The following is a 16,140-nucleotide window of genomic DNA, read 5'->3' as shown; positions in this document are numbered from 1 at the left end:
CGTAAGTAGTTGTACGGATACCGGGACAACCGTCCGGTAATCAGGACATCTTGGCGAGCTTTTCGTAGAGGACGGAGCGGGAGATTCCGAGCAGCTTGGCCGCACGGGTCCGGTTGCCACGGGCGGCCACCAGGGCCTCCTCGATGGCCTGGGCCTCGGCTTCCGCCATGGTCTGGCCCAGGGGCCGGACGGGGCGTGGAGCCAGGGTCGACACCGGACGGTTGCCGTTGCGCGGGAGCACCTTGAAGATGGCATCGGCGTCCAGCTGGCCGCCGTCCTCGCCCATGGTCAGGGCCCGCTCCAGCACATTGCGCAATTCCCGGATATTGCCGGGCCAGTCGTAACCGGCCAGGGCCGAAACACCGGCGTCGGTGATCTCGCCACGGACATCCAGGCCGTCACCGATATCCTCCAGCAGTGCTTCGCAAAGCACCCCGAGGTCGGCGAGACGGTCGCGCAAGGGCGGAATGGGGATTTCCAGTACGTTGAGACGGTAGTACAGATCCGACCGGAAGCTGCCCTCGGCAATCATCGCTTCCAGGTTGCGGCTGGTGGCGGCAATAACCCGGACATCCACGGGCACCACCTTGTTCGAACCCAGCGGTTCGATCTCACCTTCCTGGAGGGCGCGCAACAACTTGGCCTGCAGTGGCAACGGCATATCGCCGACCTCGTCCAGGAACAGGGTGCCGCCGTTGGCCAGCTGGAACTTGCCATCGCGGGTGCGCCGGTCCGCGCCGGTGTAGGCGCCGGGGGCGACGCCAAAGAACTCGGCCTCGAGCAGGTTGTCGGGAATCGCCGCCACGTTCACGCCCACGAAGGGCTTGTCGGTGCGGGTGGAGACCGAGTGGATAGCCTGGGCCAGCACTTCCTTGCCGGTGCCGGTCTCGCCCAGCAGCAACACCGGCATGTCCCGTCCGGCAGCCAGACGGGCCCGGCGCTTCACTTCCAGCGCAGCCGGACTTGCGCCGACAAAATCCCCCAGACTGTAGCGGGTGCCCCGGGCCTTCTTCGCCAGCGCCTTGCGCGCCGCCGCCAGATCCTGGTGCAGCCGCCGGTACTTGCTGACCAAGGGGGTCAGGGGCTGCAGGTCATCGTAGAGGACGAAAGCCACCGCCCCGACAATCTCACCGCCGTCGTCGTAGTAGGGCAAGCGGGTGACCACCAGCTGCTGTTTGTCATGCTCCATGATGTCCAGCAGCAACGGTTTGCCGGTTTCCACCACCTCGGGCATGCGGGTATGGGGAATCACCGCCCGCACCGGCTTACCGATAGCGTTACCGGCATCCCCGAGCCCCAGCAGCTGGGTGTAGCTCTGGTTGATCCAGGTGATCCGGGCCTCCCGGTCCACGGCGATGGCACCGGCGCTGGCTTCCTCGAACATGGGAAACAGCGCTTCTATTAATTCACGAGTGAGAACACTGCGATTTTTCGCTTCAAACAACCGGGTCATGTCGCTTGCAATGCCGCCCTGGGTACGCTGGGTGAAATCGAAGGTGTATCCGGATAACCGGACACATCGAGTATATGGCGCCCCCGAAAAGGGAGCAAATACCCCACCAGCGGGACTAAACTCGACCAACGCCGGCAAACTTCCTCCGGTACTGGGCCGGTGTCAGCCCAACCCGCTGCTGGAATTTCCGGGAGAAGAACGCCGCGTCCTGATAGCCCACCATCTCCGCCACCGCTTCCACCGAAACATGGCTGGTCTCGAGAATCTGTTTGGCCTCCTCCAGCCGCAGCGTCAGAACATACTCGATGGGGGTCATCCCGGTGGCCTGGCGGAAGCGGCGATGGAAAGAGCGTTCACTCAGGCCACTGAGGCTGATCATGCCGGCCACCGGTGAGTGCTGGTCGTAATGATGCGCCAGCCAGCGTTGGCACTCGGCGATCACTGCGTCACTGGATTGGCGCTGGTGGTTGATAGCAACGAACGGCTGCTGGCCGTCCTCGTGCCATTCGATCAGGTGCACCTTGGCAACGCGGATCGCCTCCGCCTGGCTGCAGAAGCGGGCAATCAGGTACAGGCCCAGATCCATCCACGACGTGCCGCCGCCGGACATGATCAGGCGCTGACCGGTGCCGGAGGCGACCATGGCCCGCTCCGGATGCATGCGCACACCGGGATAACGGCTGGCCATGAACTCACAGAAGCCCCAGTGGGTGGTGGCATCCTGGCCCGCCAGCAGCCCCGCCTCGCCCAGCAGGACCGCGCCGGTGCAGGCTGTGGCCAGCAGTCCGCCCCTGTCCCAGTAGTCCCGGATCCAGGCCACCTCGCGCTCGAACAGTCCATCCGGCCCCTCCGCCGGGTCGAACGTCACTTCCAGAATGCACAAGGCATCGGGGCAATAATCCCGGTCCAGCCGGCGGGTGGGTCGCACCAGGGCGCCGTTGGCCAATTCCATGGGCTCACCTTCCACCGACACGATCTCCGCCCGGATCAGTGGCGTGCCGGCTTCCCCCTCCACCAGCAGACTCCAGTCCCTTCCCGCCGAACCCAGCACCTCCTGCATGCCATAGATCGGCGAGGCAGTGGCCTGGGGCATGGCCAGGATGCCGATCTGCACCGGCCCGGCCGTCTTGTTGTCGTTCGCCATGGAGTTTTCCTCGGTGTTCCTGTCCAAATCTTCCGCCATGGGGCAAAAAACGCAAGTCCGGGGGTCCGGTGGCGGAATCGGACAGGAACTGACCGATTTCGCTGAAGGACAACAGCAACATAGCGCGCACGATCAGGGGGCATCCACAACAACACCAGAAGGAGCACCAACATGAACGCACCCCTGAAACTCGACACCCGGCAACCACGGACACCGGAAGCTTTTGGCGAACACTTCGCCACCATGGTCAACCACGCCGCCGTGGTGACCATGACCTCCCTGGGCCACCGGCTCGGACTGTTCGATACCCTGGCCAGTCTGCCGCCCTCGACCAGCCAGCAGATTGCCGACGCCTGCGGCCTGAACGAACGCTATGTCCGGGAATGGCTGTCAGTGATGGTCACCGGCAGTATCGTGGACTACCAGCCAGAAGCGGGAACCTTCAGCCTGGACCCGGCCCATGCCGCCTGCCTGACCCGCAGCGCCAGCCCCGACAACCTGGCGGTGACGGCCCGTTTCATTCCCGTGATCGCCAGCATGGAAGGACCCCTGACCGAGTGTTTCCGCACCGGGGAAGGCCTGCCCTACCACCGTTATCCCTGCTTTCATGAGGTGATGGCCGAAGACAGCCACCAGACCGTGGTGTGCGCCCTGTTTGACCACATCCTGCCACTGGCCCCGGAGCTCCGGAGCCGTCTGGAGCAGGGCATCTCGGTACTCGACGCCGGCTGTGGCCGGGGACTTGCCCTGCTTACCCTCGCGAAGGCCTTCCCGAACAGCCGGTTCCAGGGCTATGACCTGTGCGAGGAAGCCTTTGGGCCAACCCGGGCCGAAGCCGAGAGACTGGGGCTGAGCAACCTGCACTTTGGCGCCCGGGATTTGCGGGATTTCGATGAGCCCGGGCACTACGACCTGATTACCTCCTTCGATGCCGTGCACGACCAGGCCGACCCCGCGGCGTTACTGCGCGGAATCGCCAGGGCCCTCAGACCGGGCGGCATCTACCTGATGCAGGATATCGCCGGTTCCAGTTTCCTGGAAAACAACCTGGACCACCCGCTGGGGCCGCTGCTCTATGCCATTTCCTGCGCCCACTGCACGCCGGTATCGCTGGCCCAGGGTGGTCCGGGCCTGGGTACCCTGTGGGGCGAGGAACGGGCAGAACTGATGCTCCGGCAGGCCGGTTTCGGAGACATCCGGTCCCATAGGCTCGACCACGACCCGTTCAATGTCTACTTCATCGCCCGGCATGGCGAGGGAGAGCAGTCATGATCAAGGTCCAGTTTCTGGACTATGTCCCGGCCAGCTATCACCATGCGCGCATCCGCAGCCGGCAATCCCTCGTAGATTGTCCTGACAGGTAACAATGACAGGAGTCCTGCGGGTGAGACAACGCTGGAACGCGAACCTGGCCGCCCTGATTATGGGCGGCCTTTTGCTGGCCGGGTGCGCCAGCCATGACAAAGCACGCCAAGAGCCAGTGGCCTTGCCGGAGACCGGCTACGAGGTGCGCTCCCCGGTCCGTTTCTCGCCGGATGACTGGCCCGAACCATTGTTTGCGGACCTTTACCTGCCACAGCGGCCGGACCCGGCACCGGCGGTGTTGCTGGTTCACGGTGGTGGCTGGGAGCGACGCTCCCGGGAAGACATGACCTGGATTGCCGAGGAACTGGCCGGGCGTGGTTTCGCGGTGATGAACATCGATTACCGCTTTGCACCGGAGTACACCTTCCCGGCACAGCTCCATGACCTGCAGGTGGCCATGCGCTGGCTGCGGCAGCAGGCAACAACCTACCGGATTGATCCCGATGCCATCAGCGCCTTCGGGTTCTCTTCCGGCGCCCATCTGGTGAGCCTGCTGGCCCTGACCAGCGATCCCCGGAATCCGCTGAGCAAACCCCATGGCGGGCCCGGGGCCCGGCCGGTTGCAGTGGTGGCCGGCGGCATCCCCAGCGATCTGCGCCGGTTCGATTCGGGACGACTGATCCGCCAGTTCCTGGGTGGGACCGAGCAGGAGAAGCCGGAAATCTATCGGCTGGCCTCACCCATGGCCCATGTCTCCCCCGATGCGCCGCCGTTCTTCCTGTTCCACGGCAACCTGGACATGCTGGTGCCGCCGGAGCAGGCGGAGGAATTCCACAATGCCTTGCTGGCGAAAGGGGTGCACTCCGAGCTCTACCTGATGCATCTGCGGGGCCACATCACCAGCTTCCTGACCGCCGGCAATGCCGTGGAACAGGCAACGGAATTCCTGGTCCGTTTCGGTGGTGGGCCCAGTCATCAGCCGTGATCTAGCCGAGACCAACGAACGGCGCGAGGGTTAACGCCAGTATGACCAGGATGGCGACACAGGCGGCAAGGATAGTCACCGGCTTCCGGCGGAAGCTGTGCCAGAAACCCACTTCACCCCGGGCCTGGCGCGCTTCAAAGTCCTCCCGCTGCCGGTCTCGCCTCTGCCTCTGGTATTCGTCCAGCAACGACCGGGCCCGGGCAGCCTCATCGTCATCATGCACCCAGAAGCCCCCCATACTGATACCCCAGCGGCTCGGGGGCGTCTCGTAATAGCGAACCCCGTGTTCGTCGAACAGGGCCCGGATCTCGTCGGCCTCGTCATCGGGTACATGGCGCAGATTCATCAGGTGGTGGGGCATGGGCTTCCATTGGCTGGTATCAGGATCGGGATTGCCTATATGCTAACAGCAAAGCATCCATGACCGAATTTGCCATCAGGACACTGCATGAGCCAGAACCCCCTTCGTCTGCTGCTGGATTTTGACGACCGTATCCAGCGGGACAGGGACCAGCCCTCCGCTTTCCTCCACCGACGGGACCGTCGCTTTGCCCTCGACTGCGAGCAGCAGGGAATAACCCCCGACGCCTCGCACTGGCTGGCACACATGGATCGCCTGTCCGGTCCGGGCAGCACCGTCACTGCCGGCAGCCGCGAGCTCCGACTCTGGCGCCGGGTCAACGGCGGCTTCGTGGCCGCCGGATGCCTGATCGGCATCCTCACCATGCTGGGCCTGCTGTTCTATGACGGCGGCCAGCGCATCAACATCACCGTGATCCTGGCGTTTGTCCTTTTCCAGCTGCTGCTGGCGCTGGCAACCACCGTGCAGGCACTGGTCGGCTGGCAACCCTGGCGCTGGTTGCTGAAACGGCTCCGCCGGGACCACGCCAGCCCGACCCGGGCCCGGCTCCAGCCACTGCTCATGGCCCGCGCTGCCCATGCCGGCGGTGTTGCTTTCGGCCTCGCCGGCCTCGCCACCCTGCTGGTAATGGTCGTGGTCCAGGATCTGGCCTTCGGCTGGAGCACCACCCTGGATACCGCGGCCTCCGGCTACCACAACCTGGTCAACACCCTGGCCACGCCCTGGTCCTGGCTCTGGCCCGCAGCCGTGCCGTCCCTGGAGCTGGTGGAGGCCACCCGTTTCTTCCGGGCCGCGTCGGGCACCACCGGGATTGATCCTTCCCGCTGGGGCCAGTGGTGGCCATTCGTGGTCATGCTCTGGCTGACCTGGACCGTGATACCGCGGGTACTCCTGCTGATCCTGAGCCAGGGTCTGCTACGGCACCGAGCCGCCCGGCTACTGGCCCGTCATCCGGGCATGCAGGCACTGTTGTACCGGATGGAAACCGCCACCCTGGATACCGGCAGCAGCCACAACGACGCCGCCGACCTCCCCGACACCCGGACCCGATCACGCCCGGACCTGCTGCCGGACACACCCATCATGATCTGCTGGGCCGGAGCCGGGGAACCGGAACTGCCCCAACGCCTGCAGGCGCCGGATACCCGCATTTTCCGGGCCGGAGGCCGGGCCACCCTGGCCCAGGACGACGAGGTACTGGCGCAGGTGGGCGATCAACTGGCCGGCCAGAAAGCGCCTGCCGTGATTGTCGTCACCCGCAGCTGGGAACCACCCACCGGGGAACTGCACGACTTCCTGGAGACCGCGCGCGAGCGCTGGCCATCCGGGGCCCGGGTGACCCTGCTGCCCCTGGCCAGCGACCCGAACCGGCCCCCGGAAACGCACCTGGTGCAACCCTGGCTCCGATTCACCGAGCGCCTGGCCCCGGGTTTTGCCTCGGTCGCGCTGCCACCCACCGACGAGCCGGATCCCTACCTGGCCGGGAGCGTCCAGCCATGACCACAGCACCGGTGTTCGCCGTCGTCGGCCACCCGAACAAGGGCAAATCCAGTGTCGTGGCCACCCTGTCCCAGAACGACGCCATCGCCATTGCCCTGGAACCAGGCACCACCCGGGCCCGGCAGGACTATCCGCTGACCGTGGACGGCCAGAAACTCTACACCCTGGTGGACACCCCCGGCTTCCAGCGCCCCCGGCGGGTACTGCAATGGCTGGAAGCCCACAGCATCTCCGCCTCGGACCACCCGGAGACGGTCAGGGCGTTTGTGCTTCAGCACCGGGGCGATGACCGGTTTGTTGATGAATGCGAACTGCTGGCGCCGATCGTGGAAGGAGCGGGAATCATCTACGTGGTGGATGGCTCGGTGCCCTACAGCGCCGAACACGAAGCCGAGATGACCATCCTGCGCTGGACCGGCCGCCCGAGCCTGGCCCTGATCAACAGCATCGGCGAGGACGATTACAGTGATACCTGGCAGTCGGCACTCGGCCAGTTCTTCCAGGTAGTCCGCAAATTCGACGCCGTTCGCGCCCCGTTCGAACAACATCTCAGCCTGTTACGGGCATTCGGCCAACTGGAGCCGGACTGGGAGGAACCGCTGGAACGGGCCACCCGGTTCCTGTCCGAACAACGTCACCAGCGCAGGCACCAGTCTGCCGGCCTGATTGCCAGGGCCCTGGAAGACCTGATGTCCTACCAGGAAAAACGCACCCTGACCCTGAACCAGGTGGCCGAAACCAGCGATGCCAGCCTGGCGGAAACCCTTCGGGACCGATGGTACCGGCACCAGCGCAAGCGGGAACAGACCCTGCGCATCGACATCGAGCACCTGTACCAGCATCAGCGCATCCGACGCCAGGAAGCGGAACTCCAGTGGCACAGCCAGCATGACCTGTTCTCCGAAGACACCCGCAAACACTGGGCGGTCAGCAAGCGCTACCTGGCCACCGCAGGCTTTGGCGCCGGGGCTGTGGGCGGCGCCGGCATCGATGCCATAACCCTGGGCTCCTCCCTGGGGACCGGTGCCCTGGTCGGCGGCCTGATTGGTGCCGCCGGCAGCTACTTCTACGGCGACCGGCTGCTGCTCCCGGCACTGAACATCGGGCCCCTGAAAGACGGTCTGAAAACCGCCAGCTTCGGGCCTGTACAGGACAGCCAGTTCGGCTATGTTGTATTAGGGCGGGCCGTGGACCACTGGTGGCATATCAGCCACCGGAACCACGCCGGACGTGAGCTGCTGGAACTGGAGCCGGCCGATCACCACTGGCTGGAACAGCTCGACAAGACCAGCCGGCGGGAGATTCAGCGGGCTTTTGACCGGTGTCGGAAACAGCGGCCCCTGACCCACCAGCAGAGGGAAAATCTGACTGCGGCCATCGAGCAGGCGATGTCGGCTTATGACGACTGGCGGTTGAACCGGGCCTGAGGCGCATGTTTATACTGTATGGCTATTCCATCACAAAATGAGGAATGCGAATGAAAATTGTACGAGTGCAAGACATCATCGGTACCGAGCGCGAGGTCAGCGACAAGCAATGGACCAGCCGCCGGCTGCTGCTGAAAAAAGACGGCATGGGATTCTCCTTCCACGAGACCATCATCAAGGCCGGCTCTGAACACACCTTCTGGTACAAGCACCACCTGGAGGCCGTGTACTGCGTTGCCGGTAACGGCCGCATCAAGGACCTCGCCACCGGCGAAGTACATGAAATCACCGACGGCACTCTGTACGCCCTGGACAAGCACGACCGGCACACCCTGTACGGCGGCACCGAAGACATGCGCTTGATCTGCGCCTTCAACCCGCCAGTCACCGGCCGTGAGATCCACGACGAAGACGGCGCCTACCTGCCGGACACCAGCGAAGACTGATCCGGCATACCGTGGCTGAACACCAGGCCGCGAACACACCGCCACCGCCAGCCCGACTGCTGCCGGTGGCGGTGTTGCTTTGGCTATCCGGCGTTTACCTGCGCATCCCCGTGCTGGTGGCGCCGCCTCTGGCTCCCTTCATCGGCGAGGAACTCGCCCTGTCCAAGGCCCTGACCGGCGCCCTGACCACCTTGCCCATCCTGATGCTTGCCATCGGCGCCATGCCCGGTTCCCTGGCTATCTCCCGCATCGGACCGAGAAATACCCTGGCGCTGGCCATGGTCATCATGGTGATCGGCTCCGCCAGCCGTGGCCTCGCACCTGAAACCCTGACCCTGATGATCGCCAGTGCCGTCATGGGCCTGGGGGTGGCCATGATGCAACCGGCGCTGCCGGCCCTGTTACCAAGGTGGCTGCAGCCCCACCACCTGGCCCTGGGCACCGCCATCTACATGAACGGCATGCTCATGGGCGAATTCATCGGCGCCGGCGTCACCCTGCCGGTGCTTATGCCGCTGCTGGACAATAGCTGGCGCGCGACCCTGATTGCCTGGTCGCTACCGGCCTTGCTGGTCGCCGCCGCCCTGTTCCTGCCCAGACGGGACCTTGCCCGCCCGGTCCGCAAAGCCGCCTGGCTCCCGGACTGGAGCAACCCCCTGACCCTGAAACTCGGCCTGCTGCTCGGCCTCTCCGGCTCCATGTTCTTCGGCCTCAACGCCTACATGGGCAACCTGCTCGAACAGCAGGGCCAGTTCGACAGACTCTCCGAAGCCCTGTTCTGGTTTAACATCGCCCAGGTCTTCGCCTCGCTGACCATGCTCAAATTCGCCCGCGCCTGGGTTGGCCGCCGAACCCTGATCATCACCATGGCCGCCCTCAGCATCCTCGGTACCGCCGGCACCATTGCCCTGGACGGCTGGTGGTCCATCGCCAGCGCCACCCTGATGAGTTTCGTTGCCGGCATCCTGTTGATCCTGCTGGTGGCCCTGCCGCCCATGCTGGTCCGCTCCGAAGAAACCGGGCGCCTGTCCGCCGGCACCTTCCTGGTGGGCTATACCCTGGCGTTCTCTGTGCCCATGCTCGGCGGACTGCTGGCCGACTGGACCGGTGATGTGCGTCATGCGGTGATGGTGATGATTGCTTATAGCGTGGCGGTTTTGCCGCTGGCGTTTACGTTGGATTTGAGGCGGAGGGAGAGGTGAGTGAAGTTGGGGTCAGAAGAACGAGATCTTCAGACCCCTGAGCGGGGCGGAAAATCGGGTGAAAGAGCATCCAAGATGGGGTCAGAAGAAGGCTTTCTTCAGACCCCGAAGAGGCAGAACAATCCCCCAGCGCCCCCCCACCAATGGCCGAACGGCCGAGGCAAGGGGTGCTTTTCCGCAGGGAACAATTGTCTGAGCGAAGCGAGTTTTTTGTTCCCGAAGGAAAAGCACCCCTTGCCTCGGCCAGACTCCCAAATCAGATGTAATAGTCCTCAAGCGGAGGAAACCCATTAAACTCAATAGCACTATAAGTGGTCGTATAGGCTCCCGTAGAAAGCCAGTACATCCGATCCCCGATGGCCAGATTCAGCGGCAGCGGATACTTGTGATGTTCGTACATGATATCGGCACTGTCACAGGTCGGCCCCGCAATCACACAGTCCTCGCCCTCGCCGGACTTCTCCGTCCAGATCGGAAACTTGATCGCCTCATCCAGCGTCTCGATCAGCCCCGAGAACTTGCCCACATCGGTATAGACCCAGCGGTGCAGGGCCGTACGGGACTTACGGGAAATCAGCACCACCTCACTCACCAGCACCCCAGCATTGGAAATCAGTGACCGCCCCGGCTCGATGATGATCTCCGGCAACTCCTCACCGAAATCCTCGCGCAGGAAACGGGCAATCTCCTCGGCGTACACCCCCAGCTCATTGGTCCGGGTGATGTAGTTGGCCGGGAAGCCACCGCCCATGTTGATCATCTTCAGCTCGATGCCGTCCTCTTCCTTCAGGCGCTCGAAGATCACCTTCACCTTGTTCAACGCCGCATCCCAGGCGCCGATTTCCCGCTGCTGGGAACCCACGTGGAAGGACACGCCGTAGGGCACCAGGCCCAGGTCACGGGCCAGGATCAGCAGGTCCATGGCCATGTCGGTCTGACAGCCAAACTTGCGGGACAACGGCCAGTCGGCGGTCAGGGTGCCCTCGGTCAGGATGCGAACGTACACCTTCGAACCCGGAGCCGCCCGGGCAATGTTGCGCAGGTCGGCCTCGGAATCGGTGGCAAACAGGCGCACACCCTTCTCGTAGAAGGTGCGGATGTCCTTCGCCTTCTTGATGGTGTTGCCGTAACTGATCCGATCACCGGTCACGCCCAGGGCCAACACTTTCTCCAGCTCATACACCGACGCGATGTCGAAATTGGCACCCTTGTCCCGCAGCATGGTCAGGATCTGGGGCGCCGGGTTCGCCTTCACCGCGTAGTAGACCTTGGCGTAGGGAAAACCTTCCACCAGCTCGTTGTACTGGCGGTCGATGGTTTTGGTATCGATCACCACGAACGGGGTCTCTTTGGTGTCGGCGAAATCCTTGATCCGCTTGAAAGTCTCGGCGTCGTAGTAGTCGGCGATGTTGGCGTTAACGGCTTCGGTCATGGGTGGTGTTTCCCTCCACAGGGCAAACAGGCATAAAAAAAGGCGCTACAGCAACGCTGCAGCACCCGTAAGATGGCGCGATCATCGGGCTTTTCTCCGATCACCGCAAATGCGCATATCTACCCATAGGTAAAACAGGCAGGGCGGGTGGGTTATGGCACGGAAATTGGTGCGACGGCGCGCTCAGATTGCCACCGGCCACAGGGGCGGCCCGGTAGGACCGTCCGGATCCCGCGGTACGGTCTGACGCCTCAGGTAGCCGAGGATGGCCTGTTGCAGGTCGGTGCCCTTGTCCAGGCCCTTGTTGCCAAACAACCGGTTGAATTCCAGTACGTAGGGATAACCTCCCACCAGGGCAATGTCGAACCCGGCGTGATCCACCCCCAGCTCGTGAGCAAGACGCAGGGCCAGCCCTGTGGCCGCCTCGGGCACCGGACTGTTATCGATCTGTCCGCCCCGCGCCACATTGTTGTAGAAGCCCTGGTCCGCCTGGGTCCGCCAGTAGGCCGTCAATACCTCATCACCAATCACCACCACCCGGACATCCCGGTCAATGGGCAGGTATTCCTGGGCATAGAGCACCTCGGTGCGCTCACAGTAACGGCGCCAGTCCTCACGGGTCTCGATCAGCCACACGCCCTCGCCCATGCTCGCCTTGGGCAGCTTGGCCACGAAGGGCAGGCTCATGGCATCCCAGATCTTGTCCCGTTCCAGGGGGCCGTTGGCCTCGATCATGGTCCAGGGCGTGTGCTCCGGCGCCACCGTCTGGAAGGCGCGGGTCATCTCGACCTTGTCATGGCCGATCCGGTAGCTGGCAATGCTGGGGAAAACCCGGCACTTGAGGCCGTGAACCAGGGCGTTCAGTTGCCAGTACTCCGGGAACAGCACCCAGTCTGCCTCCTGCAGCAACGCTTTGTGCTGCAGGTAGTGCTCGGGCTTGAGCACCATGGTATCGGGGAAGCCGAGGGTACGGAACGCGTTGAAGGAAACAAGGTGCATGGTAACCGCCTGGTGGAAAACTGAACGCATTTTATTCAGCTCCCGGCATCTGGCAAGGGGTATTTTCCGGACGGTATTGATCGATCTCATGGATTCCTTTAAGGTTTATGATAATCATTCGTATTACAATTCTTCTGAAAAGGAAAACGCCATGAAAATCACCCGCAAACTGACCGTTACCGCAGCTGCCCTGATGTTCTCCCTGCCCGCATTCGCGGAAGACTACGAGCACTACAAGGGCGAGCCGGCAGAAACCCTGGAACAGGCCGTGGCCAACTTCTCCGAATACAACAACCGGCTCGACAAGGTGCTGGCCGGCGAACTGACCCCCGAAGCCATGAACGAGATCCATCAGCTGACCTACACCCTGGAGAACGCCCTCGGTAAACTGAACGAGGAATTCGACGACTTGGCCGAACGGCTGGAGCTGGTGCACAAGGCCTCCGAGCATGCCGATCCGGAAACAATCCAACGGGAAGGTTCGGTTTACCTGGAGAAAAGCCGGAAAGTGATCCCGTAAAATCCCGGTCGGAAATCCCTGCTACGCTGGAGATAAACAGCCCAGCTTCGCAAACCGGAGTAACGACCATGGATCAGCAGACCCGGCGGATAATCCAGACGATCAGGGACGATCGTCAGTCGGGTGCAACCCAGCTGGCGTCCGCCGCATTGTCCGTAGTTCGGGACTGGCTGGCCTCAGGCAAGGTGCCCGCCAGCCTGCTGGAACAGCTGCTGGATGAGCTGACCCGGGCCCGCCCGAGCATGGTGCCCCTGGCCAACGCCATAGCACGCTGCCAGGAGCTGTTCGGCCCCTGGCGGGACAGCAGCAATGTCTCGGAGCAGGCTGCCCCGGTGGTCCGCTCGGTACTGGAACAACTGGCCCGGGCCAACGAGCGGGTGGCCCTCAGCGCCTTCGAACTGGTGCCGGAACAGGCAACCATCCTGACCCACAGCCGCAGTTCCCAGGTAGTGGCCCTGTTCCGCTTGCTCGCTGACCGGCAGCATCCCTTCTCGGTCATCTGCACCCAGAGCAGTCCCGGCAATGAGGGCTTCACCCTGGCGCGGGAGCTGGACGAACTGGGCGTCCCGGTAACCCTGATCACCGATGCCCAGACCGGACTGTTCATGCCCGAAGCGGATCTCGTCTTCAGTGGCTGCGACACCTGGCTTTCGGACCAGCACTTCGTGAACAAGAGTGGCACCTACCTGCTCGCCCTCGCCGCCCGGGACCAGGGCAAGCCGCTCTGGGTCCTGGCTGACAGCTTCAAGGACAGCCCGGACACGGTCCAGTCGGTGGCCCTGGAGGAAATGACGCCGGAAGAACTCGGGGGTCCCACCGGTGCTCACATCCGGACCCGCAATATCTATTTCGAAACCGTGCCGGTACAGCTGGTCACCGGACGGGTCAGCGATCAGGGCGTTTTTTCGTTCCCTGCTGAGCCTCGGCGGTGAACGGATCTTCGGGCCAGGGGTGTTTGGGGTAACGGCCACGCATGTCCTTGCGCACCTCCGGATAGGCATTACGCCAGAAACTGGCCAGGTCCGAGGTAACCGCCAGGGGCCGCTGGGCCGGAGACAGCAGATGGATCACCACCGGCACCTGCCCACCTGCCACCCTCGGGGTTTCGGTCCAGCCGAACAGAGCCTGTAGCTTGGCCGCCAGCACCGGGCCGTGATCCGGGGTGTAATCCAGAGTGACTTTCTGGCCGGTAGGGATGGTCAGGGTCCTGGGTGCCAGGGTCTCCAGCTGTTGCTCCTGTTGGTAATCCAGGAGTGAAGCCAGGGCCTGAAGCAGGTTGAGCCTGGCGAGATCGGACCAGCGCTGCAGGCCGGCAATGAACGGGCCGAGCCAGGAGTCCAGGCTCGCCAGCAGGGCATCATCCCCGGTGTCGGGCCAGTCGCCGGGGAACTGCGCCGCCAGCAGGCCGACCCGGGCACACCACTGCCGGGCCTCGGCGGTCCAGGGCAGACTGGCCAGACCTTTCCTGCGCACGGCATCCAGCAGCCCCTGTTGAATCAGGGCGGGATCCACTTGGGACAGCGCCTGCTCCGCCAGCACCAGCTCCCCGAGTTTTCGGACCTTGCGGGCAATCACCGTACCCCGCCGGTCGTCCCAGGTGGCCTCATCCTGCTCGACGATGTGGTCGGCCAGATCCTGTTCCAGATCCGGCAGATCCACTGGTGCGGCCAGGTAGATGGTCGCCTCCCGGGCCTTGCCATCCAGATCGGCAGCCACCAGCCAGTCGTGGCGGGCGAGCGGGTCATCCTCTCGCAACACCGCCCCCTTGCCGTTGCTCAGCTGATAACGCGGCGCCGATCCGGGACGCCGGCGGGCGATCCGATCCGGATACGCCTGGGCCAGCAGCCGGCCAACCAGGGCCTCTCCGGGTTCCGGCCCCTGCAGCGCACCGGTATCCAGTCGTTTCGCCGCCTGCCGCACGGCTTTCAGGCGGGCCGGATCCAGGCGACGGGTGCCCATCTCGCCACGGAGCAGGCGCACCCGCTGGTGCAGGTCCGCGCCGTCGTCCGGTCCCAGCAGGTCCCGCTCTCCCAGCAGGGCGGCCAGTTCCGCCGCCAGTCCGCCGAAACCCAGCACCCGCCCCCGAAGCACCATATGGGCCAGGCGGGGGTGGATACCCAGATCCCGGGCGGCCTTGCCGTGATCGGTGATGGCGCCGTCGTCATCGAGCAGGTCAAGCCATTGCAGCAGGGCCACCGCCTGTTGCCAGTGGGGTCGGGGGGGAGCGTCAATCCAGGCCACCTGATCTGGCGAACGGGCGCCCCACTGGGCCAGTTCCAGCACCAGTGGCGCCAGATCCGCCTCCCGGATTTCCGGGGGCGTGAACTCCGCCAGGCCAAACTGTTCCGATTCACTCCAGAGCCGGTAACACACTCCGGGCTCGACCCGTCCGGCCCGGCCCTTGCGTTGTTCGGCCGAGGCCTTGGATACCCGACCGGTCACCAACCGGGTCATACCGCTATTGGCATCAAACACGGCCCGGCGCTGCTGACCGGCATCGATGACCACCCGCACCCCCTCGATGGTCAGACTGGTCTCCGCTATGGCAGTCGCCAGCACCACCTTGCGGGTACCGTCTGGCGCCGGCGCAATGGCCCGGTCCTGGTCTTCACCGCTCAGATTACCGTACAGGGGCGCCAGGATGACCTGATCCGGTACCTGCCACTGCAGCTGCTGCGCCACCCGACGGATTTCGCCGGCACCGGGCAGGAATATCAATATTGAACCGGTCTGGTCTCGAAGAGCTTCCTGCACCACCGCCACAAGCTGGTCGACTATCCGTGTATTCCGCGGCAAAGGCCGATACAGCACCTCCACCGGGAACGCCCGCCCTTCGCTGCTGATCACCGGCACGTCTCCAAGCACCCGGGCGATCGGCGCAGTCTCCAGTGTGGCCGACATCACCAGCAGGCGCAGATCTTCGCGCAGCGCCTGCTGGGACTCCCGAACCAGGGCCAGACCCAGGTCCGCCTGCAACGAGCGCTCATGGAACTCATCAAACAGAACAGCGGCGTAGTCTTCCAGCATGGGATCGCTCTGGATCAGCCGCGTCAGGATGCCCTCGGTCACCACCTCGATCCGGGTGGCACCGGAGACCCTTGTATCCAGCCGGGTCCGGTAGCCCACCGTCTGGCCCGGCTTTTCTCCCAACTGTCGGGCCATGAACCGCGCCGTCGACCGTGCCGCCAGCCGCCTGGGCTCCAGCATCAGGATCTTGCGGTCCTCGCGCCAGGGAGCATCCAGAAGAGCCAGAGGTACACGGGTGGTTTTACCGGCGCCCGGAGGGGCCTGCAACAGGGCGCTGGTGGACTGTTCCAGGGTCTGCTTCAGGTCCGGCAGGATCTGGTCAATGGGCAGCATGGCTTT

Annotated in this window: 14 protein-coding genes; 8 read left to right on the top strand and 6 right to left on the bottom strand. The window is 64.1% G+C overall.

Annotation, left to right across the window (positions count from 1 at the left end; genetic code table 11):
- Positions 1-40 precede the first annotated feature (40 nt).
- A complete protein-coding gene (locus BM254_RS03330) occupies positions 41-1,453 on the bottom strand; it encodes a sigma-54 interaction domain-containing protein (RefSeq protein ID WP_091998578.1) in 1,413 nt (470 codons plus the stop codon).
- A gap of 115 nt (positions 1,454-1,568) precedes the next feature.
- Positions 1,569-2,597 (bottom strand): GlxA family transcriptional regulator, encoded by a 1,029-nt coding sequence (locus tag BM254_RS03325; protein ID WP_091999187.1) that lies wholly within the window; start codon positions 2,595-2,597, stop codon positions 1,569-1,571.
- A 171-nt stretch (positions 2,598-2,768) separates the two neighbouring features.
- Here BM254_RS03325 and BM254_RS03320 point away from each other — a divergent pair, with 171 nt between their 5' ends.
- Together BM254_RS03320 and BM254_RS03315 are read left to right on the top strand one after the other, a co-directional pair.
- The gene (locus BM254_RS03320) at positions 2,769-3,869 is read left to right on the top strand and encodes a class I SAM-dependent methyltransferase (protein WP_091998575.1); all 1,101 of its coding nucleotides are present in this window, start codon (positions 2,769-2,771) and stop codon (positions 3,867-3,869) included.
- 112 nt (positions 3,870-3,981) lie between these two features.
- Complete coding sequence (locus BM254_RS03315) at positions 3,982-4,887, top strand: alpha/beta hydrolase (RefSeq protein ID WP_245777340.1); 906 nt, start codon at positions 3,982-3,984, stop codon at positions 4,885-4,887.
- A 1-nt stretch (position 4,888) separates the two neighbouring features.
- Here the strand turns inward: BM254_RS03315 and BM254_RS03310 are convergent, their stop codons facing one another.
- Positions 4,889-5,248 (bottom strand): DUF6164 family protein, encoded by a 360-nt coding sequence (locus tag BM254_RS03310; protein WP_091998572.1) that lies wholly within the window; start codon positions 5,246-5,248, stop codon positions 4,889-4,891.
- An 87-nt stretch (positions 5,249-5,335) separates the two neighbouring features.
- On the opposite strand from BM254_RS03310, the gene BM254_RS03305 reads away from it, so the two are divergent.
- The 4 genes from BM254_RS03305 to BM254_RS03290 are packed head-to-tail and all read left to right on the top strand — an operon-like array spanning position 5,336 to position 9,823.
- The gene (locus tag BM254_RS03305; RefSeq protein ID WP_091998570.1) at positions 5,336-6,748 is read left to right on the top strand and encodes a DUF2868 domain-containing protein; all 1,413 of its coding nucleotides are present in this window, start codon (positions 5,336-5,338) and stop codon (positions 6,746-6,748) included.
- Complete coding sequence (locus tag BM254_RS03300) at positions 6,745-8,175, top strand: GTPase/DUF3482 domain-containing protein (RefSeq protein ID WP_091998566.1); 1,431 nt, start codon at positions 6,745-6,747, stop codon at positions 8,173-8,175. Before BM254_RS03305 ends, BM254_RS03300 begins: the two co-directional genes overlap by 4 nt.
- A 50-nt stretch (positions 8,176-8,225) precedes the next feature.
- A complete protein-coding gene (locus tag BM254_RS03295) occupies positions 8,226-8,621 on the top strand; it encodes an ectoine synthase (RefSeq protein WP_091998564.1) in 396 nt (131 codons plus the stop codon).
- Positions 8,622-8,632: 11 nt separating this feature from the next.
- The gene (locus BM254_RS03290) at positions 8,633-9,823 is read left to right on the top strand and encodes an MFS transporter (protein ID WP_091998561.1); all 1,191 of its coding nucleotides are present in this window, start codon (positions 8,633-8,635) and stop codon (positions 9,821-9,823) included.
- A gap of 256 nt (positions 9,824-10,079) precedes the next feature.
- Here the strand turns inward: BM254_RS03290 and BM254_RS03285 are convergent, their stop codons facing one another.
- Both BM254_RS03285 and BM254_RS03280 read right to left on the bottom strand, forming a co-directional pair.
- A complete protein-coding gene (locus tag BM254_RS03285; RefSeq protein ID WP_091998558.1) occupies positions 10,080-11,255 on the bottom strand; it encodes a type III PLP-dependent enzyme in 1,176 nt (391 codons plus the stop codon).
- 183 nt (positions 11,256-11,438) lie between these two features.
- Entirely contained in the window at positions 11,439-12,254 is an 816-nt protein-coding gene (locus tag BM254_RS03280) for an ATP-grasp domain-containing protein (protein WP_091998555.1), read from the bottom strand.
- A 151-nt stretch (positions 12,255-12,405) separates the two neighbouring features.
- On the opposite strand from BM254_RS03280, the gene BM254_RS03275 reads away from it, so the two are divergent.
- Both BM254_RS03275 and BM254_RS03270 read left to right on the top strand, forming a co-directional pair.
- Positions 12,406-12,774 carry a DUF6746 family protein gene (locus tag BM254_RS03275; protein WP_175497192.1) on the top strand — a complete coding sequence of 123 codons (369 nt, stop codon included), beginning with the start codon at positions 12,406-12,408 and terminating at the stop codon, positions 12,772-12,774.
- A 68-nt stretch (positions 12,775-12,842) separates the two neighbouring features.
- Positions 12,843-13,706, top strand: coding sequence for an eIF2B alpha/beta/delta subunit family protein (locus tag BM254_RS03270; RefSeq protein ID WP_091998553.1), 864 nt, complete (start codon positions 12,843-12,845; stop codon positions 13,704-13,706).
- On the opposite strand, the gene hrpB is transcribed toward BM254_RS03270, so the two are convergent.
- Positions 13,660-16,134, bottom strand: a complete 2,475-nt coding sequence (gene hrpB / locus BM254_RS03265) for an ATP-dependent helicase HrpB (RefSeq protein ID WP_091999164.1) — start codon at positions 16,132-16,134, stop codon at positions 13,660-13,662. The genes BM254_RS03270 and hrpB overlap by 47 nt on opposite strands.
- Positions 16,135-16,140: the final 6 nt, after the last annotated feature.

The sequence above is a fragment of the Marinobacter pelagius genome (assembly GCF_900114925.1).
GTDB classification, from domain to species: Bacteria; Pseudomonadota; Gammaproteobacteria; order Pseudomonadales; family Oleiphilaceae; genus Marinobacter; species Marinobacter pelagius.
This window is presented reverse-complemented; position numbering and strand designations above follow the sequence as displayed.